The organism is Salinicola sp. MH3R3-1, assembly GCF_001937155.1.
GTDB lineage: Bacteria > Pseudomonadota > Gammaproteobacteria > Pseudomonadales > Halomonadaceae > Salinicola > Salinicola halophyticus.
Genome location: NZ_MSDP01000015.1, coordinates 42,164 through 64,367 on the forward strand (window position 1 = coordinate 42,164; position 22,204 = coordinate 64,367).

A 22,204-nucleotide genomic window follows, 5' to 3' on the forward strand; every position below is an offset into this window, starting at 1 on the left:
AGTGATTTAGTCAGGCTTATTGATGCCGGCCGCGGTCTATCGCCCGAGTCCCGCCACCCGTGCCTTTCTGATACCATGCGGCCCCTCGGCGTCTCGGACGGGACGCGATCCGTTCCCCTGCTTCTGGAGAGTCGTCGCCATGACTGCCATTATCCCCGCTTCTTCGCCGGATTCGTCTAGTCAGACGCTGACCAAGACGCTGGGCGAGCGCATCGTGATTCTCGATGGCGGCATGGGGACGATGCTGCAGGATCATCGCCTCGAGGAGGCGGACTTCCGCGGTCAGCGCTTCGCCGACTGGCCCAGTGAGCTCAAGGGCAACAACGACCTGTTGACGCTGACGCGACCGGATATCGTCGAATCGATCCATCGCGCCTATCTCGAGGCCGGTGCCGACATCGTCGAAACCAACACCTTCAACAGCACCCGGCTCTCCCAGTCCGACTACGGCATGGAGTCGCTGACCGTCGAGCTCAACCGTGAGGCGGCACGGCTGGCGCGCGAGGTCTGCGACGCCGTCGCCGAGGAGACCGGCGTGCCGCGCTATGTCGCCGGCGTATTGGGCCCGACCTCGCGCACCGCGTCGCTGTCGCCGGACGTCAACGACCCCGCCCGCCGCAACGTCACGTTCGACCAACTGCGCGACAACTATATCGAGGCCGCCACGGCGCTGATCGACGGCGGCGCCGATCTGATCCTGATCGAGACGATCTTCGACACGCTCAACGCCAAGGCGGCCATCTACGCCCTTGAGGCGCTGTTCGAGTCACGCGGCGAGCGCTTGCCGGTGATGATCTCCGGCACCATCACCGACGCCTCCGGACGCACGCTGTCCGGCCAGACCACCGAAGCATTCTGGAACGCCGTGCGTCACGCCCAGCCGCTCTCGGTGGGCCTCAACTGTGCGCTGGGTGCCGAAGAACTCAGACCCTACCTGCAGGAACTTGCCGCCAAGGCCGACACTTTCGTGTCCGCCCACCCCAATGCGGGCTTGCCCAACGAATTCGGTGAATACGACCAGACCGCGGAAGAGATGGCGGCGATCGTGGGTGAATTCGCCCAGAGCGGCCTGATCAACGTCATCGGTGGCTGCTGCGGTACCACGCCGGAGCACATTGCAGCCGTCAAGCGCGCTGTCGAGGGCGTGGCGCCGCGCGCCATCCCCGAGCGCCCCGCCGCCTGCCGACTCTCCGGTCTCGAGCCGTTCAACATCGAAGCGGACTCGCTGTTCGTCAATGTCGGCGAGCGCACCAACGTGACCGGCTCGGCGCGCTTCAAGCGCCTGATTCAGGAAGAGGACTACACTACCGCCCTGGAAGTGGCGCTGGAACAGGTCGAGAACGGCGCCCAGGTGATCGACATCAACATGGATGAAGGCATGCTGGAGTCCGAGGAAGCGATGGTGCGCTTCCTCAACCTGATCGCCGGCGAACCCGACATTGCCCGCGTACCGATCATGGTCGACTCCTCGAAATGGTCGATTATCGAGGCCGGCCTCAAGTGCATCCAGGGCAAGGCGATCGTCAACTCGATCTCACTGAAAGAAGGCGAAGCGTCGTTTCGCCATCAGGCCAACGAGTGCCGTCGCCACGGTGCCGCCATCGTGGTGATGGCGTTCGACGAGCAGGGTCAGGCCGATACCTTCGCGCGCAAGACCGAAATCTGCCAGCGCGCCTATCGGCTGCTGGTCGACGATATCGGTTTCCCCGCCGAAGACATCATCTTCGATCCCAATATCTTCGCCATCGCCACCGGGATCGAGGAACACAACAACTACGCCGTCGATTTCATCGAGGCGACGCAGTGGATTCACGAGAATTTGCCCCACGCGATGATCTCCGGCGGCGTTTCCAACGTGTCGTTCTCGTTTCGTGGCAACAACGCCGTGCGCGAAGCGATCCACTCGGTGTTCCTCTACCACGCCATCAAGGCCGGCATGTCGATGGGCATCGTCAACGCCGGCCAACTGGCCGTCTACGATGATCTGCCGAGCGAGCTGCGCGAAGCCGTCGAGGACGTGGTGCTCAATCGCCGTGACGATGGCACCGAACGACTGCTGGAGGTCGCCGAACAGTATCGAGGCGACGGCGGAGGCACCGCCAGGAAAGAAGACCTGGAATGGCGCAGCTGGGAAGTCAACAAGCGGATCGAACACGCCCTGGTCAAGGGCATTACCGCTTACATCGAGGCGGACGCGGAAGAAGCCAGAGCCGCGGCCGAACGCCCGATCGAGGTGATCGAAGGCCCGCTGATGGACGGCATGAACGTGGTCGGCGACCTGTTCGGCGCCGGCAAGATGTTCCTGCCCCAGGTGGTCAAGTCGGCGCGGGTCATGAAGCAGGCAGTTGCCTATCTGATTCCCTACATCGAAGCGGAAAAGTCCGGCGAGGTGCAGTCCAAGGGCAAGATCATCATGGCGACCGTCAAGGGTGACGTTCATGACATCGGCAAGAACATCGTCGGCGTGGTACTGCAGTGCAACAACTACGACGTGGTCGATCTCGGGGTGATGGTGCCCGCCGAGAAGATCCTCAAGACTGCCCGCGAGGAGAACGCCGACATCATCGGCCTATCCGGTCTGATCACGCCGTCGCTCGACGAGATGGTCCACGTCGCCAAGGAGATGAAGCGCCAGGGTTTTCAGCTGCCGCTGCTGATCGGCGGCGCCACCACCTCGAAAGCCCACACGGCAGTCAAGATCGCGCCGCAGTATGACGAGCCGGTGATCTACGTCAGCGACGCCTCTCGCGCCGTGGGCGTTGCCAGCCGCCTGCTCTCGCCGGCGCAGAAGCCGGGCTACTTTGCCGATATCCAACACGAATACGATCAGGTCCGCGAGCGCAACGCCAAGCGTCGTCCCAAGGCCTCGGACATCGGTTACGCCGCTGCCAGAGAGCGACGCTTCAAGATCGACTGGGAGCACTTCGAGCCGGTCAAGCCGATCCAGCCCGGGCTCACCGTGTTCGAGGACTACGACCTCGAGGAACTGGTCGACGTCATCGACTGGACGCCGTTCTTCATGACCTGGCAGCTGTCGGGCAAGTATCCCCGAATTCTCGAAGACGAGGTGGTCGGCGAAGCCGCTCGCAACCTGTTCCGCGATGCCCAGGTCATGCTGCGCAAGCTGATCGACGAGCGTCACATCCAGGCCCGTGGCGTGATCGGTCTGTGGCCCGCCAACAGCGTCGACGACGACGTGATCGAGGTCTATGCCGACGAGAGCCGCGAGACCGTGATCGAGCGCCTTCATCACATTCGCCAGCAGAGCACCAAGGGTCGCGACGGCATCTGTCACAGCCTGGCCGACTTCATCGCGCCGCGCTATCGAGAGAACGGAGAACCCAGCGACAAGCTCGACTGGATCGGCGGATTCGCGGTGACCTCCGGCCACGGCGCCGACGAACTGGCCAAGCGTTACGAAGCGGCCGGCGACGACTACAACGCGATTCTGGTGCAGGCGCTGTCGGACCGTCTGGCGGAAGCGTTTGCCGAGCGGCTGCACGCGCGCGTGCGCAAGGAGTTCTGGGGCTACGTGCCGGAGGAAACACTGGACAATGACGCCCTGATCGCCGAGAAATATCAGGGCATCCGCCCTGCGCCCGGCTATCCGGCGTGCCCGGATCACACCGAAAAGGCCACCCTGTTCCGTCTCCTTGCCGCCACCGAAAACACCGGCATCACGCTGACCGAAAGTTTTGCCATGTGGCCGGCGGCGGCGGTTTCGGGCTGGTACTTCGCCCATCCGGAATCGAAATATTTTTCCACCGGCAAGATCGGTCGTGATCAGGTCGAGGGGCTGGCACAGCGCAAGTCGATGCCGCTGGCAGAGCTGGAGCGGTGGCTATCGCCCGTGCTCTCCTACGATCCGGATGCTTCCCAGGCCGGTGACAACGAACGGGATTCGAGCTCTGCGCTGGCGTCGTGACGACCAGTCCGTAATAACGATAAAGCAACAAATTATGAGTATTTATTCTTTTGTAGAATAAAGCGCCCGCGGTAAGGTGCACTCATTGGCAATCCATGACTAGCAGGATCAGGCCCGATGTATCGCTACGATTCCTATGACCAGACGCTCGTCGACGAGCGCGTTGCGCAGTTCCGTGACCAGATGGACCGCTATCTCGCCGGCAAGCTCGGTGAAGAGGAGTTTCGTCCGGTTCGTTTGCAGAATGGTCTGTACATTCAGCGCCATGCGCCGATGCTGCGGATCGCTATCCCTTACGGCATGTTGAGCAGCCATCAGCTCCATGCGTTGGCGACGATCACTCGCCGCTACGATCGCGGCTACGGCCACTTCACCACCCGCCAGAATCTGCAGCTCAACTGGCCGGCGCAGGAAGACGTCCCCGATATCCTGGCGGATCTGGCCAAGGTTCAGATGCACGCGATCCAGACCAGCGGCAATTGCATTCGCAACACCACCAGCGACCAGTTCGCGGGTATCGCCAAGGATGAAGTGGTCGATCCACGCCCCTGGTGCGAGCTGATTCGGCAGTGGTCCACGCTGCACCCTGAATTTGCCTATCTGCCGCGCAAGTTCAAGATTGCGGTGACCGGCGCCACCCATGACCGCGCAGCGATTCATGTCCACGACATCGGCCTGCGACTGTTCCTGAACGACGCCGGCGAGCTGCGCTTCCGCGTGCTCGCCGGCGGCGGCATGGGGCGTACGCCGATGATCGGCGAAGTGGTCCGTGCCGACCTGCCCTGGCAGCACCTGCTGACCTATCTCGAAGCCATCGTTCGCGTCTATAACCAGTTCGGTCGTCGCGACAACAAGTTCAAGGCGCGAATCAAGATCCTGGTCAAGGCGCTGGGCGTCGAAGAATTCGCCCGCCGCGTCGAGGCCGAATGGGCCCATCTCAAGGATGGCCCGCAGACGTTGAACGACGACGCGGTGGATGAAGCCAAGACCCACTTCCCCGAGCCGGCGCGTCGTCCGGTGGCCGAGTCCGCGATCGTCGCGTTCGATCAGCTGCGGCATGACAACCGCGCCTTCGCCCGCTTCGTGACCAACAACGTCATGGATCACAAGGTACCGGGCTACAAGGCGGTCACCCTGTCGTTGAAACGACGCGAAGCGGCGCCGGGCGATATTACCGCCGATCAGATGGATGCCGTGGCCGATCTCGCGGAAACCTTCGGTTTCGGTGAACTGCGCGTCACTCACGAGCAGAATCTGGTGCTGTCGGACGTCCCCGTCGACGAGATCGAAGCGCTATGGCAGCAGTTGGACGCGCTGGGCATGGCCAACCCCACCGTGGGTACGTTGAACGACATCATCTGCTGCCCGGGCGGGGATTTCTGTTCGCTGGCCAACGCGGTGTCGATCCCCATCGCCCAGGCGATTCAGGAGCGCTTCGAGGATCTCGATTTTCTCTACGACCTCGGCCCGATCGATCTCAATATCTCCGGCTGCATGAACGCCTGCGGTCATCACCATGTCGGCAACATCGGCATTCTCGGTGTCGACAAGAAAGGCGAGGAGTACTACCAGATATCGCTGGGCGGCAACGCCGACGACGATGTCTCGCTAGGCAAGATCCTGGGCCCCTCCTTCTACCGTGAAGACGTTCCCGACGTCATCGACAAGGTACTGCAGGTCTACGTCGAGAAGCGTCTGGATGAAGAGCGCTTCCTCGATACCTACCGCCGTGTCGGCCATCAGGCTTTCAAGGAGCGTGTCTATGCAGCCTGAACAGGAGCTTCAAGAAGCCCATCAACACGCCCAGGAAGCCGTCACTGCCACGAGTGCGCTGATCAAGCTTGGCAAACCGGCCGCCGACACCTGGGTGCTCTTCCGCGACGCGGAAAGCCTGCCCGAGAGCCGCCCCGCTATCGTGCCGCTCGCCTTGTGGCAGCAGCATGCGAATCAGGACGACCTGGCCCCGTGGCTGTCAAGCGACACCGAGTTGACACCGGAACTGGTCGCCGAGCTGGAACGGACGGCCCTGATCGCGATCGACTTCCCCGCCTTTACCGATGGCCGAGGCTATACGCTGGCGCGACTGCTGCGGGAACGTTTCGGATACGCCGGCGAAGTGCGCGCCATCGGCGACGTCCTGATCGATCAGCTCTACTACATGAGCCGCTGCGGCTTCGATGCGCTGGCACTGCGTGAGGACCAGGAACTCGAGCCGGCCCTGAAGGCGCTCAAGGCTTTCACCGTCAGCTATCAGCCGGCCGTGGATCTGAGCGAACCGCTCTTTGCTCGACGCCTGAAAGAACGATAGATCAGCGAAGGTCTTACCCGTATCTCCCAATGACCCCGGCCCTGGCCGGGGTCATTGCGTTTAGTCGAATCGGTCCTGCTAACCGCATCAACCACGGCGTTTCTGTTGACGCTCACGATTGTTGGCCCGCGCCCGTTCGGACTTGCGCAGCATCACGAAGGTCGCGCCCAGACCGCCTTGATGGGCCGGCGCCGAACAGAACGCCTGAACCTGTTCGAACTGTTTCAACCAGTGGTTGAGATAGGAACGCACCACGTTGGACCGGCCATCGTCATCCCGCGAACGTCCGTGCACGATGAGAACGCTGCGCAGATCGTGCTCGTAGGTGTCGCGGAGGAAGCCGAACACCGCACGACGGCATTCGATCACCGGCATGCGAAGAAGATGCAGACGTGCTTCGGCGGCATAGCCACCGTGACGCAGCCTTTCGAGCACCCCAATCTGGATGCCGTCGCGGCGGAACTCGATCGGATCGTGAGCGCCTAACAGGTCGACGAACTCGTCGGACAGGAAGTCTCGCTGGTCGTCACCGGCCTGCTGCGCACTGGCACGACGCGCCAGCTGGGCCTCAGACGGCGACGCTTGAGCCCGGGCGAGCGCGGCCTTGTCGCGCCCTTTTCTAAGAGGCTGCACATCGTTACCCAAAGCATCACGGAATGCCTGGTGGTCGTTGGTCGCGTGACTCATGATGGCTTTCCTCCGTCGATACCTCATTGGTGCTTCTACTTCAAATGCTAGCACGGGGTTCGGGAGCTCGATCAACGGCGTATCGTTTCTTCTCCAGCGCTGCGCCGTCTGCACATTGTGTATGCTGGCGGCAGTGCTTCTTGAAACGTCTCTTGAATCGTCTCTCGAAACGTCTTTCGACACGCCTACCCAGCTTCTCCACCTAGATCAGGGTCTTTCATGACAAGACGTCTTCTCATCGGGTTTTTCGTCCTGCTGATCACGGCGATCGCCATTGGCGGCGGATATTTCTGGTATACCTTCATAAGCCCCTACGGCTACCAGCCCGCGGAAACCGCGGTCATTGACGACCGGGTGCCGGAGCAGGACGTATTCGTCTACGGCACTTTGCGCTATGACTGGTTGCGCTGGGTCATCATGGGAACGCCGGCTGACACGCGCGATGCCACGTTGAAGGGATACCGCCGGCAGGATCTCGACATTCTGCCGCAGGCGGACGCCGAGGTGCCGGGGGAAGTGCTGACGGTCAGTCCCGATGCCCTGAAAGCCCTGGATCGTTACGAACGACTGGGAATTCGCTATACCCGGGAGAGCGTCAAGCTCGAAGACGGCACCATCGCCTGGGTCTATCGGCGCATACCGGAACAGGCCCGCGCCGCCGCGGCGCAGCCGTGATTGAGGCTGTGTCGCCATAACCGCTACAATGCGGGTCCGATAACGTCGCGCTAGCATGGCCGGTATTGAGATGGCCCTTGTTGAAATGGCCCACGCTGATAGATGCCGTGACGACAGATGGCGTGCTGACAAGCCCGCGCGAATAGATTTCGTGCTGACAGAACAAGGTTATGCCTCACCGATGCCTACGCTGACGCTGTACCACAATTCGCGTTGCTCGAAGTCCCGCGAAGCGCTTGCCCTGCTGGAGTCCCGCGGCGTCGAAGTCATCGAACGCCGCTATCTGAACGATCCGCTTTCCCGCGAAGAGCTGGAGGGGCTGGCACTGCGTCTGGGCGACGATGCCGATCAGATACTTCGCCGTGAAGAGACGGAGTGGCAGATGCGGGGCATCGACGAGCCCACACGCGCGCAAATCATCGATGCCATCGTCGAGCATCCGCGCCTGATGCAGCGGCCGATCGCCGACGACGGCGAGTATGCCGTAGTCGGGCGCCCACCCCAGGCCGTTCTCCAGCTGATCTAACGTTTCAGTACCGACACCACCCGTGCGCCCGAGGGAATTTCATGACTGATCGTACCGCCAACCGCGGCTCTGCCGTCCCTTACGTTCTCGTTCTCTACTATTCACGTCAGGGCGCGACGAAAACCCTGGCGGAGCAGCTGGCTGCAGGCATCGAGAGCGTCTCGGGCATCGAGGCCCGACTCCGGACCGTCCCGCCGGTTTCTCCGGTCTGCGAAGCGACCGCGCCGGAAGTGCCAGACGAAGGCGCCATTTACGTCGACGAAGACGATCTACGCCACTGCGCGGGTCTGGCGCTGGGCAGCCCGACTCGATTCGGCAACATGGCGGCACCGCTCAAGTATTTTCTCGATACCACCAGTGGCCTGTGGATGAACGGCGTGCTGGTCGACCGACCGGCTACCGCTTTCACATCGACGGCCAGTCTGCACGGTGGCCAGGAAAGCACCCTGTTGACCATGCTCATACCGCTGCTGCATCACGGCATGGTCTACGCCGGCGTTCCCTATAGCGAGACCGCCCTGCTGAGCACTCAGAGCGGCGGAACGCCCTACGGCACCAGTCATCTGGCGGGACCCAATGCGGACCGTGAAGTCGATGCCGATGAGCGCGCGCTGGCCATGGCCCAGGGGCGCCGCCTGGCCGAACTCTCGCTGGCGCTCGAGTCGATGCGGGATGCGCGTTCATGACTTTGTCATCGTCCCCGACCGCTGACGCCACCGCCCTGAACGCCGCTCGCCGGGGGGTATGGATCGCCTATGCCGCGTTGCTGGCCCTGCTGGTGGTCAGTGGCATCTGGCACTACGTGCAGCAGCACGCCCAGGCGGCCGCGATACTGGTTCGAATTCTGCCGCTAGTGCTGTTCCTGCCGACGCTGCTGATGCAGCGGCGTCGTGGCCATATCTGGCTGACGGCGCTAGGCGTTCTCTATGTCGTTCAGGGGATCATGATCGTTGCCAAGGGCGGGGGCTCGGTGCTGGTCGGCGCCGAGATTCTGGCCGCCGCCGGCCTGTCGATCATGGCCTATCGGTACGTTCGCTTGCGCGGCCGGATCGATCGTCCCACCTCGTGAGACCATCCAGCGTACTGATTCTGGCTATGCTGGTACTCAGCGTGGCCAGCAATCTGTTGGATTGGCCGATCTGGCCGGCGGCAATACTGGCTTGGCTGGCCACGCTTAGGCTATTCCGCGAGCTGCCACGAACCTCGCGTCGCCAGGCCGGCACCCTGTTCGGCGTCGGCCTGCTGCTATGGGCGGTAGCGCTGATACGCGGCACACCCTATCCCCTGCTGCATGCCCTGACCATCAACCAGTCACTGCTGATGATGTTTGCCGGGGTCAGCTTTCTGACCATGGCAACGCCGCCGACCGATAGCGACGATCAGCGCTCGGGCAGCATGCTCGGCACGATGCTGGGCGCACACCTATTCGGTGCTGCGATCAATCTGTCGGTGGTCTTCCTGTTTGGCGAGCGGATGCAGCGCGACGGCAAGCTGACCCGCTCGCAGGCGCTCATCGTCGGGCGTGGTTTCACCGCCGCTGCCGCCTGGTCCCCTTTCTTCGTCGCCATGGGCGTCGCCCTGACCTACGCCCCGGGGCTCGACTATCTGAGCCTGCTCCCGTGGGGGCTGTTGGCGGCGGCTCTGCTGCTCGCGCTCAACTGGATCGACATCTGGCGATTGCATGCCCCTTTCGTCGGCTACCCGATCGGGAAAAGTGCGCTGCTGATGCCTTGTATACTGGCCGTCGTGGTCATCGCATTGCATCTGTGGCGACCCGATCTCTCCATTCCGCTGATCATCGCCATCGTCGCGCCAGTGTTCTCGTTTCTGCTGATGCCACGCGATCATCGACGTGACCGGATGCGCCACCAGTTCACCCATGGACTCCAGCGGCTGGCACCCCAGTTCGCCCTGTTTCTGGGTGCCGGCGTCATCTCGACGGGGCTAGCCGCCCTGTTGGCCAGCCTGCCTGACGGGCTCGATCTGCCGATCGATCATTTCGGCCACTGGCAGGCCTGGTTTGCGCTGGGCGTGATCGTGGTGATCTCCTTTTCCGGTATTCATCCGCTGATCGGCATCGCGACGCTGGCGCCGCTGATCGCCCCGCTGCATCCCGATCCCACCCTGCTCGGCATGCTGTTTCTGATGTGCTGGGCGCTGGGAACCGGCAGCAGCCCACTGTCCGGCAGCAACCTGGCCATCTGCGTGCGCTACCAGATTGCCGTGCGCGACATGCTGCGCTGGAATCTACCCTATGCCGTTCTCGGCTGGTGCTGTTGCGGGCTAGTGCTGGCGCTTCACGCGGCCCTTGGCTAATGCCACGTCGACCCGGTGCAGCGATACGCCGGGCCAAGGTGATGAGCGGAGCCAGAAACCGATACCAGAGACCAAATCAGGGGATGAGCCTAATGACTAAGAGCCGGGGGCATCATCACCGTGCTCGGTCAGGCTACAATGGTCACCATTCATAGCGTACGCATGGAGAATCACTGATGAGCGACCTCGCCGGTATGCGACGGGATTACGAAGGCGAAGCCCTGGCGCCGGAAAATACTCCCGACACGCCACTTCCCCTGTTCGAGGATTGGCTGAACCAGGCCATCGAAAGTGAAGGGTTGGACGCCAACGCCATGACCCTGGCGACGGTCGACAGCGAGGGGCATCCCCACGCCCGTGTGGTGTTGCTGAAAGGTTTCGACCCGCAGGGTTTCCGCTTCTATACCAATTATCAGAGCCAGAAAGGCAATGAGCTCGCCCACGTGCCCAATGCCGCGGTCGTATTCTGGTGGCCCGCTTTGCAACGACAGGTCAGGGTCGAGGGCAGCGTCGAAAAGGTAGATGTTCAGCAGTCTGACGACTATTTCTCCAGCCGCCCTCGCAAGAGCCAGCTGGCCGCCTGGGTTTCGCAGCAGAGCGTCGAGATTCCCAACCGGGACTGGATGCAAGAACGCCTGGCACGCTTCGAGCAGGTCTACACCGACCAGCCGGTCGAGCGGCCGCCGCACTGGGGCGGATATCTGCTCGTGCCGCAGACGATCGAGTTCTGGCAGGGGCAGCGCAGCCGGCTGCATGATCGCGTGCGCTACACCCGTCGAGACAGCCAGGCCACCGAATGGCATCGCACCCGTCTGGCGCCGTGATGGCCTTCGGGAAACCTGCTCGACGTGCCAGTCTGTGGCTTCTCAGACTGAGTTTTCCTAGCCTGTGGCTTCCTGAACTGAGATCTCTGAGGCAGTGATCTCAGAGGCTACGGTTTCCCGAACTGAGATTTCCAAGCCCAGAACGCAAAACGCCCGGTCATCATGACCGGGCGTTCTTTTGGCATTGACGCGGGGCTGCGTTAGTCGGCAGTACCGTCAGTCCATTCGGCGACGACATCGGGATGCTCGTCGACCCACTTCTTGGCGTTCTCGTAAGGATCCGAACCGTCTTTCTGGTTCATGAGCATGACTTCGCCCATCTGATCCGGCGTCCAGTTGAAATTGTCGAGAATTGCATAGGCTTGCGGCATCTCGTCCTTCAGGCCCTTATGCACGACGGTGCTGATGTGCTCGGCATCGCCATAGGCCTTCTTCGGATCGTCGAGATACTTGAGATCCCAGCGCGCGAACATCCAGTGCGGCGTCCAGCCGGTCACCACGATGTCCTCGTGATTCTTGACCGCATCGGCCAGCGCCGAAGTCATGGCGGCACCGCTGCTCGACTGCAGCTGCAGCTTGTCGATGCCGTACTCGTCGATGGCATCTTCGGTCTGTGACATCAGGCCCGCGCCCGGATCGATCCCCACAATCTTGCCGTCGAATTCATCGGCGTGATCGTTCAGTTGATCGATCGAGTCGATATCGGTGTATTCCGGTACGACCAGCCCAAGCTTGGTCCCTTCCAGGTTGGGCCCGAGATCTTCGACATCATCCTGAACTTTCTTGAGATAGTCGCCGTGTGTCGTCGGCAGCCAGGCAGCCACGATGGCGTCGGCATCGCCGGTTCCCACGGCCTGCCACATCACGGCGGCACCCAGAGAGTTCATTTCGACGTCGTACCCCTGTTCTTCGAGTACGGCGCGAATCACGTTGGTAGAAGCGACTTCGGATGCCCATTCGACGTAGGCCAGCTTGATGGTTCCCTTGTCGTCCTGGGCCTGAGCGACACCGGCGGTCATGCTGATGCCGGCGGCCATCATCAAGGCGCCATAGCGAACGGCTTGCGACATTACGTTACGTGTCATCGACTTTCCCCTTCTTGTGGTTTGCGTACCGCTACCGATGCTGCCGGCGAAACGCTGGCAGCATCGGACTCCTGCTCTTCAATCTCTAACACTTCAAACTCTGGCTTTCGGGACTCTGACTTTCGGGACTCTGGCCTTTGAGAATCTGACGCTGCTTTATGCTTATTTCGTTTTCTTTTTACCGCTGAAAGACTGCGTCAGGCGGTCCAGCAACATCGCCATGATCACGACCGCGATACCGGCTTCGAAACCCTCGCCGGGGCGCAAGCGCTGGATCGCGCGCCATACTTCGCTACCCAGGCCGTTGGCGCCGATCATCGCCGCGATGACAACCATCGACAGCGCCAGCATGATAGTCTGGTTGATACCGCCCATCAGTGTCGGCAACGACAGTGGCAACTGAACCTTGACCAGCTTCTGGCTACGCGTGGAGCCATAGGCATCCGCCGCCTCGATCAGGTCTTTCGGCACCTGCCGAATCCCGAGAGTGGTAAAGCGGATCGCTGGCGGCATCGAGAAGATCACCGTGGCGAAGATGCCGGATACCGAGCCGATGCCGAAAAACGGAATGGCCGGGATCAGGTAGACGAACGCCGGCATCGTCTGCATGAAATCGAGAATGGGCATGATCACCCTATAGAAGCGATCGGATATCGCTGCCAGAATTCCCAGCGGCAGCGCGATCACGATGGCGATCAAAGTGGCGATGACCACCAGCGTCAGCGTCTGGATCATCGGATCCCAGAGACCCAGATTCCAGATCAGGCCCAAGCCCAGCAAGGCGCCGATCGCCAGACGACGACCGCCGACTTTCCAGCACAGCAGCGCGACCAGCAAGATCAGCGCCCATTCAGGCAACCACATCAAACCGTCGTTGAGCAAATTGATGCCGGCCTGCGTCCCCCGGGAAATCGCCCGGGTCACGCCGGAAAACTCGGTGGTCAGAAAGTCGAGTCCGCTCTCGATCCAGTCGCCCAGCGGAATTCTTGGAATATCGAAATCCATCAGTGTTCTCCCGTCTGCGCCAGTTGTTCGAGTACGGCACCCTTGACCACCACGCCGAGCAGCCGCTGCTCGTCATCGATGACCGCCACGGGAAAACTCTTGCCCTTGAACATCGGATACAGCGTAGCCAGCGGTTCTTCCGGGCCCACGTGAGGGAAATCCGTCACCACCAGATCACGAATCGTATCCTTACCGGCCTTGGCGGCTTCCTCGACGCTTTCCGCCTCCAGAATCCCCAGCAACTTGCGCTCGCGATCGGTGACGTAGATCGAATCCAGCGAGTTCTCGCTCATCTTGCGCAGCACCGTACGCGGGCCGTCATCATGACGGGCCGTGGCACGAACCGGGCGCATCACCCGACGGGCCGTGACGACGCGGGACCGATCGACGCCTTCGGTGAAACGCGCCACATAGTCATCGGCGGGGTTGGTCAGCACCTCTTCCGGCGTGCCGATCTGCACGATTTCGCCATCCCGCAGCAGAATGATGCGGTCGCCGATATTGAGCGCTTCGTCGAGATCGTGGGTGATGAAAATCGTGGTCTTCTTCATGCGGTGCTGCAGCTCGATCAGCTCCTGCTGCATGTCCCGCCGGATCAGCGGGTCGAGCGCGGAGAAGGCCTCGTCCATCAACAGCACGCTGGAGTCGTTGGCCAGCGCTCGGGCCAGCCCGACACGCTGCTGCATGCCGCCGGAAAGCTGGCTGGGGTAAGCATGCTCCCAGCCGTCGAGTCCGACCTGCTTGAGCGAGTTCCTGGCTTTCTCGGCCCGTTCGGCCTTGGCGATTCCGCGAATCTCGAGTCCGTATTCGGCGTTCATCTGCACCGTGCGGTGCGGGAACAGTGCGAAGTTCTGGAACACCATCGAAAAATGCCGACGACGGCAGTGCAGCAGGGCTTTGTCGCTCAGCTGAGGGATATTTTCCCCGCCGATGATGATGTCGCCTTCGGTCGGTTCGATCAGCCGGTTCAAGCAACGGATCAATGTCGACTTTCCGGAACCGGAAAGCCCCATGATGACCAGAAGCTCACCTTCGCGGACGTCGAAGTTGATGTTGGAGAGACCGAGCGTCTGCCCGGTTTTCTCGAGGATCTGGGCACGATTGAGACCCTCGTCACGCAGCTTGAGCGCTTTCTTGGTGTCGTCGCCGAACACCTTGCTCAAGTTTCGCACTTGAATCTTGGTTTGCTGTGTGTCGGTCATGTCAGGCCTAGGTTGGCAAAGCAGAAGAAGTCCTCTACGACGTCGTTAAGACGCGTGTCGAACGGTATCTGTTAGTGTTATTAGGTTTCGCATCATACGGTTTTATCGATAACCCTTCAAACGACAATATCCTATAATTGAATGGGCGTTCAACTTCCATCACCCCTTCTTCTCCCTCGTTCACGTTCAATCCAGCGCCGTCTCCAGACGGTGACGCTGCCATTCGCTCTGGGGATCGTTCAGCCGCAGCGTGGCTTCGAGCACGCCCTCCTCGACATTGGTGCGCAGCTCGAATCCCAGTCCGGCCAGCAGACGCCGCATCGGCAGGTTGTCGCTCAGAATCGTCCCCACCATCGCCAGGGTCCCCACCTGTCGGCTGTAGTCGATCATCTTCTGCATCAGGCGGCGCCCCAGGCCAACGCCATGAAGATCGTCCCTGACAATGATCGAGAACTCGGTGCGTATGTTGTCGGGATCGTTCCAGACCCGCACGACGCCAAGCATCTCCTCGCCGGCTGGCGCATTGTCGTCCGCCTTGGTACTCGGGGCCTCTGTTTGGTCGACCGCTTCACGACGCCGCACCGCGATGAACGCCATCTGGCGGTCGTAATTGATCTGGCTCAGCTGGGCCAGATCCCGGGTCGACAGCACCGCCTTGTGGTGGAAATAGCGGTAGCGGATGCTCTGTTCGGAAAGAAAAGTGTGGAAATGGGTGATCAACGGCGCGTCTTCACCCCGGATCGGGCGGATGTCGACTTCCATCCCTTTCAGCACTACCGTCTCCCGCAGCTGTTCCGGATACGGCATGATCGCCTGCGTCGACGGTTCCCCCAGGTCGAGCGCGAAATCCACCGCCATCAACCCTTCCTGATTGAGCAGCAGCGGATTGATCTCCAGGCCTTTGAGTCGTGGCAGATCCGACGCCATCTGAGATAACTTGACCAGTAACCGCGAAACCCAGGCCACGGCGTCCTGCGGGTCGTGACTGTGTTCACGAATCAGTCGGCCGGCCCGGGTGCGATCGATCAACTCCTGCGCCAGACGCAGATTGAGCGGCGGCAGCGCCGTCTGTCGATCGGCCATGACGTCGATCTTGTAGCCCCCGCTGCCGAAGACGATGACCGGGCCGAACTCCGCATCCCGGGTGATCCCGGCGCAGAGCTGGAGCGAGCCCTTGCCGCGCTGCATGGTCTGCAGGCAGTAGCTGTAGATCGGGCTGTCCGGCAGCATTTCGCTGATCTGCGACTCCAGCCGCACCACGGCGTCCACCACGCGACCCGGCTGCTCCAGATCCTGAATCAGCGAGGTTGCCGGCCGGCGCGACTCCCCGCCGTCGCGAAACGGCTCGCAGTTGTCTCGATGGACGATCTTGACCGCCCAGGGTCCTGGCAGCCGCTCGGTGGCGCGCTCCGCCTGTTCTAGATCGAATACGTATTCGCTGGGCGCGCACTCGATACCGTAGGCGCTCAGAATCTCGCCGGTCTCCTGATGCGTCAGCCGATCCCGCTGGCGCACCAGGGCGTCGTCGACGAGTGCGTGGCAGCGCCGGCGCACTTCGGCATCGGAGTCGAACGGTAACGACGGCGGCGTTTCCTGCAGCAGTCGCTGGACCTGCCGGTAGCGCACCAGATGGAGGAACGCTCTCACGGCCTTTTCCGGCGACACGTAGCTGGGAATGCCGGCTCGGTTGCAGGCCGCGCGGGCATCGAGCGCCTCCTTCAGCCCCATCCAGCTCACCAGCAGGCGATGGCGGAAACGCTGGCGGGCCTCGACCAGCGCGTTGGCCGTTGCCAGCGACGGTGCCAGACGTGTCGGTGCATGCAGCACCAACACCGCGTCGACGCCGGGATCGCGGGTCACGATCTCCAGCGCGCGCAGATAGTGATCCGGGGTGGCCCTGCCCCCCAGATCGACCGGATTGCGCCCGGGCCGGCTGACATCCAGCTTCTGGGCAACCAACGCCTGGGCGGATGTCTCGCTGAGCTCGGCCAGCAGACCGCCGCCGTCGATCAGCTTGTCGATCGCCAGCAGCGCCGGGCCCACGCCGTTGGAGACGATCGCCAGACGATCACCTTTGGGGGGCTTGAATCGCGATAGCGTCTCCAACGCGTCGAACAGCTCGTCGGAATCCGCGACCCGCACCACGCCCGCCCGGGCCAGTGCCGTATCGACGATCGCGTCACGTCGGTCGATCCCGGCCGTCGCCGGGACCGGATTCAGTGTTGCCTCGGCAGTGCGCCCGCTCTTGATCGCCAGCACCAGCCGGTTGCGTGAGGACTCGCGCAGTGCCGTCATGAAGTGGCGCGCGTTGCGGACGTCTTCCAGATGCAGCAGCAGGGCTCGGCAACGTCCGGATTGATTGAGATAGTCGATGACATCCGGCAGTTGAACGTCGAGGCTGTCGCCCAGCGTCACCAGGTGTGAAAAGCCGACTTCACGCCCGGCGGCCCAATCGATCATCGCATTGCCCAGCATGCCCGACTGACCCAGATAGGCGACGGTGCCATCGCTGATCGGCTGACTGGCATAGGTCGCATTGAGCTTCACGGACGGAACGGCGACACCCAGACATTCAGGGCCGAGTACGCGCATGCCGGAACGCAGCGTCGCTCTCTGCAAGCGTCGACGCAGTGCCGCGCCGGCTTTCGAATCGGGGTCGAGCGACACCCCGCCCGAGACGATCAGCGCCGCGCGGACCTGCCTGTCACCCAATCGCTCCAGCACCTCGGGCACGCTTTCCAGCGGTGAACAGACCACGGCCAGATCCGGCGTCTCGGGGAGATCGGCGATGCGTCGAAAGCAGGTCACGCCATGCACCTCCTTGTAGCCCCGCGGGTTGACCACCCACAGCGGGCCGGGAAAACCCGCCTGGAGCAAATTCTGCAGCACCATCCCCCCGATGGATTCGGGTTTGGGGGAGGCTCCGACCACTACCAGCGAGCGGGGAGCAAAGAATCGGCGCAAGAACTGCGTGGCCACGGTGGACCTCTCGACATCGGCTATGAGGGTTTCAACCCTACACGGTCAGACCGTTGAGGTTCAGCTCATAGACCAAAGTCGACACGTGACGGTGTGACGCAGCCGCTGCTCTGGCTCAGAATGAAGCCACCTCGAACCGGCCGGCGAGTCTCAATGATCACTTCGTATCTCACGCATCCCGATATCGCGCTGCATGACATGGGCTCTCATCATCCGGAGTCGCCAATGCGTCTCGAGGCCATCCGCGCCAGGCTGATGCTGAGCGGCCTGCTCCAGCAGACCATGCAGTCCGAGCCCGGCCCGGCAACGCGGCTCCAGCTGGAACGCGTACATGCGCCAGACTACCTCAGTGCGCTGGACGCACAGCGACCGCAAAGCGGCCTCCATCAGCTCGATAGCGACACGCGGATGGGCCCGCATTCGCTGGACGCCGCGGCGCTGGGCGCCGGCGCTGCCGTACGAGGCGTCGATCTGGTCTGCGGCAATCGCGCCGACAATGTCTTCTGTGCCGTGCGCCCCCCCGGCCATCACGCCGAACGGTCGCTGGCGATGGGTTTCTGCTTCTACAACAATGTCGCGGTGGCGGCGGCCCACGCTCGTGCCGTCCACGGTATCGAGCGTATCGCCATCCTCGATTTCGATGTCCATCAGGGCAACGGCACGCTGGACATTTTTCACGACGATCCGGCGATCCTGATCTGCAGCAGCTATCAGGAAGCCTTCTACCCCTGGCGCTATCTGACGGGAGACTGGCCCAACATCGTCAATACGCCGTTGGCGGCCGGCACCGGCAGCCTCGGTTTCAAAAACGCGGTCGAACGCGAATGGCTACCGGCGCTGGAACGACATCGCCCTCAGCTGGTGCTGCTCTCCAGCGGCTTCGATGCCCATCGTGACGATCCACTGGGGCAATTGACTCTCGATCACGAGGATTTCTACTGGGTCACCACACTGGCCATGGATATCGCGCGTCGACATGCCGGCGGCAGGCTGGTCTCGGTGCTGGAAGGCGGTTATCACTTGAAGACCTTGCCTGTGAGCGTCGAAGCTCACCTGACCGCGCTGCTGGGGCAACCGTATTCGCCCTGACACGCCGTCAGGTCGGTTTCGGCGCAGAGCCCGAGCGACTGGCTGTGATATTCTTCGCCCTCATGCCGTCAACGACTTTTCACGCTCCTGACAGAGAGTTTCATGGCCGCCAGTAACGATCAGGATGCCGCGCTGCGTATCGCCGCCGGTCGCAAAGCCTTCGTCGAACCCCTGCGTCTGGGTGAGCGGCTCAAGGAGATACGGCTTTCGAATCAGTGGACGCTCGGCGATGTCAGCACCCGTACCGGCCTGGCGCGTTCGACGCTGTCCAAGATCGAGAACAATCAGATTTCGCCGACGTTCACCGCCGTTCAGAAACTGATTGCCGGGTTGGGCATCGATCTGCCCCAACTGCTCAAGCCCACCAAGCCCAAGCGTCAATCTAGCGGACGTCGCGATCTCACGCCCCGCGGCGATGGCAAGCAGCATCCCACGCCGACCTATGAACACGAGCTGCTGTCGTATCAGCTGGCGCAGAAGCGGATGATCCCGTTCAAGACGATCGTGCGCGCGCGTCGTTTCGAGGAGTTTCAGGAGTGGGTTCGCCATGATGGCGAGGAATTTCTGATGATTCTCGAGGGAGAGATTCTGATCTATTCCGAATTCTACGAGCCGCTGGCGATGACCGCCGGAGATTCGCTCTATTTCGACAGCGACATGGGCCATGCCCTGGTCTCCACCAGCGATGCCGATGCCGTGGTGCTCTCGGTCTGCACTCCCGGCGACGGCGAGTAGCGATTCATCGGCTATTCTCACGATTCGTCGACTATTCCCATATCACGCGATTGCCTCGAACGCTCGGCATCGACGCGGGTATCGAACCTTTCACCTCCGAGACGACAGGAGCCCGTTATGCATCACCTCGATGAACAGACCCGTACCGAACTCGAAGCCGCCGCCTTCCGGCGCCTGCTTCGCCATCTGGATGACAACAAGGACGTCCAGAACATCGACCTGATGATCCTGGCCGATTTCTGTCGCAACTGTCTCTCCAAATGGCTGGTCACTGCGGCCGAGAAGCGCGGAACCGAACTGGATTACGAAACGGCGCGCGAGTATGTCTACGGCATGCCCTACTCCGAATGGAAGGCGCACTATCAGGCGCCGGCCAGCGACGAGCAGCTCGCCGCGCTGGAAGCCCGTCAAGCGCGCAAGGCGGCAACTGAAGACGGCAAGGGGGAATCATGAGCGAATCGGCCATGATCCCGCTGTCGATCGCGGTGCTGACGATCTCGGACACGCGTGACGAAAGCAGTGACCGTTCCGGCCAGACACTCGTCGAACGCCTGGAAGGCGCTGGCCATAGTCTGGTCGAGAAGCGCATCGTGCCGGACGACATCTACCAGATCCGCGCGGTGGTGGCGGCCTGGATCGCCGATGCTGGCGTGCAGGTGGTGCTGACCACCGGCGGCACCGGTTTCACCGGCCGCGACTCCACCCCGGAAGCGGTTGCGCCGTTGCTCGACAAGCACATCGAGGGATTTGGCGAACTCTTTCGCCAGCTCTCGTTCGAGGAGATCGGCAGCTCCACCGTTCAGAGCCGCTGTCTGGGCGGGCTTGCCAACGCCACCGTGATCTTCTGCCTGCCGGGTTCGACCGGCGCCTGCCGCACCGGCTGGGAGCGTATCCTCGAAGAGCAGCTGGATAGCCGTCACCGGCCGTGCAACTTCGCCAACCTGGTCATCCCCGAGCGAGGCACGCAACTTCATGGCTGAGCGATCCACGACCGGACAATCGAGCGCCAAAGGCCCCACGGATGGACTCCAGAGCGTCGAGCAGGCGCTGGAAGCGCTGCTCCATGGTGTCGAGCGTCTCGAAGGCGAAATCATCAACTGTGTCGATGCCGATGATCGCGTGCTGGCGGAAGACGTGCTGGCCACCATCGACGTGCCGCCGGCCGACAACAGCGCCATGGATGGCTACGCGCTGGCCAGCGAAGATAGCGGCCGGCGTCTGCCGATCTCCCAACGCATTCCTGCCGGCCACCCCGCACAGCCGCTCGCCCCCGGCACCTGCGCCCGCATTTTCACGGGTAGCGAAATTCCGCCCGGCGCGGACTGCGTGGCGATTCAGGAAAACGTCGAGCTGGACGGGGACATGGCGATGATTCCGGCTACCCAGCCCGGCCAGAACGTGCGTCTACGAGGGCTCGACGTCAGCGCCGGTACCCCGCTTCTTGCGGCAGGCACTCGCCTCGGCGCCGCGGCGTTGGGATTGCTGGCGGGGCAAGGGTTGTCGACGGTGAACGTAGTTCGACGCCCGAAAGTGGCACTGCTGCTGACCGGAGACGAGATTATCGAACCCGGGCAGGCGCTGGCTCGCGGCCAGATCTACAACAGCAATGGCCCGATGCTGGCCACGCTGATCCGCCACTTCGGCGGTGACCTGGTCAGCCAGGTCAAGGTGGCGGACGATTTCGACACCACGCTGGCGCGACTGCGGGAAGCCTCGGCCCAGGCCGATGTCATCGTGACCACGGGCGGGGTCAGTGTCGGCGAGGAGGATCACGTCAAGCCGGCGCTCGAGCAGCTCGGCGAACTCTCGCTGTGGCGTCTGGCAATGCGCCCGGGCAAGCCGCTGGCGCTGGGAACGATCGGCAACGCGCGGCTGGTGGGCCTGCCCGGCAATCCGGTATCGAGTTACGTCGGCGCCTGGCTTTATCTCCGGCCGCTGCTTGGGCGGCTCCAGGGTTGTCGTGACAGGGAGTCGCTTCCGGTGGTTAGCGCTGAAGCGCAGTTCGAAGCCCTTACCCAGGGGCGGCGCCATTACATGCGCGCCAATCTCGAATTCCACGGCGAGCGTATCGTCGCAAGCGTCTATCCCGAACAGAGCTCGGCGGTACTGACTTCCTGCGCCGCGACCAATGCGTTCGCGGTGATTCCGGCCGACAGCCATATCCGCCCCGGCGACCGCGTCGACTGTCTGTGGCTCCGGTGACGGAGCCTGGATGACGAAGCGTGGATAATGAAAGCCAGATGACGATCCCTGCGGACTGCAGGCGGCGTCGGCATCGCGTCATTCGCTGAAGCGGTGCTGCATCTCCGGCCATAGCGTGACGAAGGCGGCTTCGAGATTGGCGTACTCGTCACGCAACCAGGGCGTCAGCGCCGCGAGCTGATTGGGGCCACGCAAGCGCTGGCCGATACCGGCGATGGCGCGGCAGGTGAAGTCGAAGTCCGCGTAGCGCTGCAACCAATCACCCTCGATCATCGCCGGCACCATCCCTGCCAGACGCGCAGGCGCTTCGCGCTCGCCCAGTACCCGATAGCAGCGTTCGACCAGCGCTGCATCCGGGTGGCGGCTAGCCAGAAAATGATCCCATACCAGATCCAGCGCGATACCGGTATAACGCCGCTGCGCTTTCGGCGCCATCTGCAACAACTGCAGAACTTCGGCGTGATGATCGATGCCGGCATCGACCCGGCGGTGGTGGCGGATGCCGGCAGCCACTGCCGTCGGCCAGGATTCGAGATGCGCCCCTTTGACACCATCGGCAATCAGATTGCCGTAGAGAAAGTCATCGCTGCCGTGGCGGGAGAGCCAGGCGTGAGCGAGAAAATTCATCGTCGGAATTCCAGGAAGA

20 protein-coding genes are annotated in these 22,204 nt (G+C 62.4%); 14 read left to right on the forward strand and 6 right to left on the reverse strand.

The window, feature by feature from the left end; translation table 11 throughout:
* Nucleotides 1-139 precede the first annotated feature (139 nt).
* The 3 genes from metH to BTW08_RS09575 all read left to right on the forward strand — a co-directional run bounded on the left by metH (nt 140) and on the right by BTW08_RS09575 (nt 6,233).
* Nucleotides 140-3,925 (forward strand): methionine synthase, encoded by a 3,786-nt coding sequence (gene metH, locus BTW08_RS09565; protein ID WP_075562299.1) that lies wholly within the window; start codon nt 140-142, stop codon nt 3,923-3,925.
* Between the two features lie 117 nt (nt 3,926-4,042).
* On the forward strand, nt 4,043-5,698 hold the full coding sequence (locus BTW08_RS09570; RefSeq protein ID WP_075562300.1) for a nitrite/sulfite reductase: 1,656 nt from the start codon (nt 4,043-4,045) through the stop codon (nt 5,696-5,698).
* The gene (locus BTW08_RS09575) at nt 5,688-6,233 is read left to right on the forward strand and encodes a DUF934 domain-containing protein (RefSeq protein ID WP_083627794.1); all 546 of its coding nucleotides are present in this window, start codon (nt 5,688-5,690) and stop codon (nt 6,231-6,233) included. Before BTW08_RS09570 ends, BTW08_RS09575 begins: the two co-directional genes overlap by 11 nt.
* Before the next feature lie 87 nt (nt 6,234-6,320).
* On the opposite strand, the gene smrA is transcribed toward BTW08_RS09575, so the two are convergent.
* Nucleotides 6,321-6,920, reverse strand: coding sequence for a DNA endonuclease SmrA (gene smrA / locus BTW08_RS09580; RefSeq protein WP_075562301.1), 600 nt, complete (start codon nt 6,918-6,920; stop codon nt 6,321-6,323).
* Between the two features lie 219 nt (nt 6,921-7,139).
* Here smrA and BTW08_RS09585 point away from each other — a divergent pair, with 219 nt between their 5' ends.
* From BTW08_RS09585 to pdxH, 6 genes are all read left to right on the forward strand, one after another.
* Entirely contained in the window at nt 7,140-7,595 is a 456-nt protein-coding gene (locus tag BTW08_RS09585) for a gamma-glutamylcyclotransferase family protein (RefSeq protein WP_075562302.1), read from the forward strand.
* Nucleotides 7,596-7,746: 151 nt separating this feature from the next.
* A complete protein-coding gene (locus tag BTW08_RS09590; protein WP_246837689.1) occupies nt 7,747-8,121 on the forward strand; it encodes an arsenate reductase family protein in 375 nt (124 codons plus the stop codon).
* Between the two features lie 41 nt (nt 8,122-8,162).
* On the forward strand, nt 8,163-8,807 hold the full coding sequence (gene wrbA, locus BTW08_RS09595) for an NAD(P)H:quinone oxidoreductase (RefSeq protein ID WP_075562304.1): 645 nt from the start codon (nt 8,163-8,165) through the stop codon (nt 8,805-8,807).
* Nucleotides 8,804-9,190 carry a DUF2069 domain-containing protein gene (locus tag BTW08_RS09600; RefSeq protein WP_075562305.1) on the forward strand — a complete coding sequence of 129 codons (387 nt, stop codon included), beginning with the start codon at nt 8,804-8,806 and terminating at the stop codon, nt 9,188-9,190. The genes wrbA and BTW08_RS09600 overlap by 4 nt, the downstream gene beginning before the upstream one ends.
* Complete coding sequence (locus tag BTW08_RS09605) at nt 9,187-10,437, forward strand: hypothetical protein (protein WP_246837690.1); 1,251 nt, start codon at nt 9,187-9,189, stop codon at nt 10,435-10,437. The genes BTW08_RS09600 and BTW08_RS09605 overlap by 4 nt, the downstream gene beginning before the upstream one ends.
* A 173-nt stretch (nt 10,438-10,610) precedes the next feature.
* Complete coding sequence (gene pdxH, locus BTW08_RS09610; protein ID WP_110691812.1) at nt 10,611-11,261, forward strand: pyridoxamine 5'-phosphate oxidase; 651 nt, start codon at nt 10,611-10,613, stop codon at nt 11,259-11,261.
* 200 nt (nt 11,262-11,461) lie between these two features.
* Here pdxH and BTW08_RS09615 read toward each other — a convergent pair whose 3' ends face one another.
* From BTW08_RS09615 to BTW08_RS09630, 4 genes are all read right to left on the reverse strand, one after another.
* The gene (locus BTW08_RS09615; protein WP_075562308.1) at nt 11,462-12,346 is read right to left on the reverse strand and encodes a glycine betaine ABC transporter substrate-binding protein; all 885 of its coding nucleotides are present in this window, start codon (nt 12,344-12,346) and stop codon (nt 11,462-11,464) included.
* 162 nt (nt 12,347-12,508) lie between these two features.
* Complete coding sequence (locus tag BTW08_RS09620) at nt 12,509-13,351, reverse strand: proline/glycine betaine ABC transporter permease (protein WP_075562309.1); 843 nt, start codon at nt 13,349-13,351, stop codon at nt 12,509-12,511.
* Nucleotides 13,351-14,553 (reverse strand): glycine betaine/L-proline ABC transporter ATP-binding protein, encoded by a 1,203-nt coding sequence (locus BTW08_RS09625; RefSeq protein ID WP_075562310.1) that lies wholly within the window; start codon nt 14,551-14,553, stop codon nt 13,351-13,353. Before BTW08_RS09625 ends, BTW08_RS09620 begins: the two co-directional genes overlap by 1 nt.
* A 186-nt stretch (nt 14,554-14,739) precedes the next feature.
* Nucleotides 14,740-17,532 (reverse strand): bifunctional acetate--CoA ligase family protein/GNAT family N-acetyltransferase, encoded by a 2,793-nt coding sequence (locus BTW08_RS09630; RefSeq protein WP_075562311.1) that lies wholly within the window; start codon nt 17,530-17,532, stop codon nt 14,740-14,742.
* 153 nt (nt 17,533-17,685) lie between these two features.
* On the opposite strand from BTW08_RS09630, the gene BTW08_RS09635 reads away from it, so the two are divergent.
* From BTW08_RS09635 to glp, 5 genes are all read left to right on the forward strand, one after another.
* Nucleotides 17,686-18,621 (forward strand): histone deacetylase family protein, encoded by a 936-nt coding sequence (locus BTW08_RS09635; protein WP_075562312.1) that lies wholly within the window; start codon nt 17,686-17,688, stop codon nt 18,619-18,621.
* Between the two features lie 102 nt (nt 18,622-18,723).
* Complete coding sequence (locus BTW08_RS09640; protein WP_075562313.1) at nt 18,724-19,356, forward strand: XRE family transcriptional regulator; 633 nt, start codon at nt 18,724-18,726, stop codon at nt 19,354-19,356.
* Between the two features lie 117 nt (nt 19,357-19,473).
* Entirely contained in the window at nt 19,474-19,809 is a 336-nt protein-coding gene (locus BTW08_RS09645; protein WP_075562314.1) for a DUF1244 domain-containing protein, read from the forward strand.
* A complete protein-coding gene (gene moaB, locus BTW08_RS09650; protein ID WP_075562315.1) occupies nt 19,806-20,336 on the forward strand; it encodes a molybdenum cofactor biosynthesis protein B in 531 nt (176 codons plus the stop codon). The genes BTW08_RS09645 and moaB overlap by 4 nt, the downstream gene beginning before the upstream one ends.
* Entirely contained in the window at nt 20,329-21,558 is a 1,230-nt protein-coding gene (gene glp / locus BTW08_RS09655) for a gephyrin-like molybdotransferase Glp (protein WP_075562316.1), read from the forward strand. Before moaB ends, glp begins: the two co-directional genes overlap by 8 nt.
* A gap of 78 nt (nt 21,559-21,636) precedes the next feature.
* Here the strand turns inward: glp and BTW08_RS09660 are convergent, their stop codons facing one another.
* Nucleotides 21,637-22,185, reverse strand: coding sequence for an ACP phosphodiesterase (locus tag BTW08_RS09660; RefSeq protein WP_075562317.1), 549 nt, complete (start codon nt 22,183-22,185; stop codon nt 21,637-21,639).
* Nucleotides 22,186-22,204: the final 19 nt, after the last annotated feature.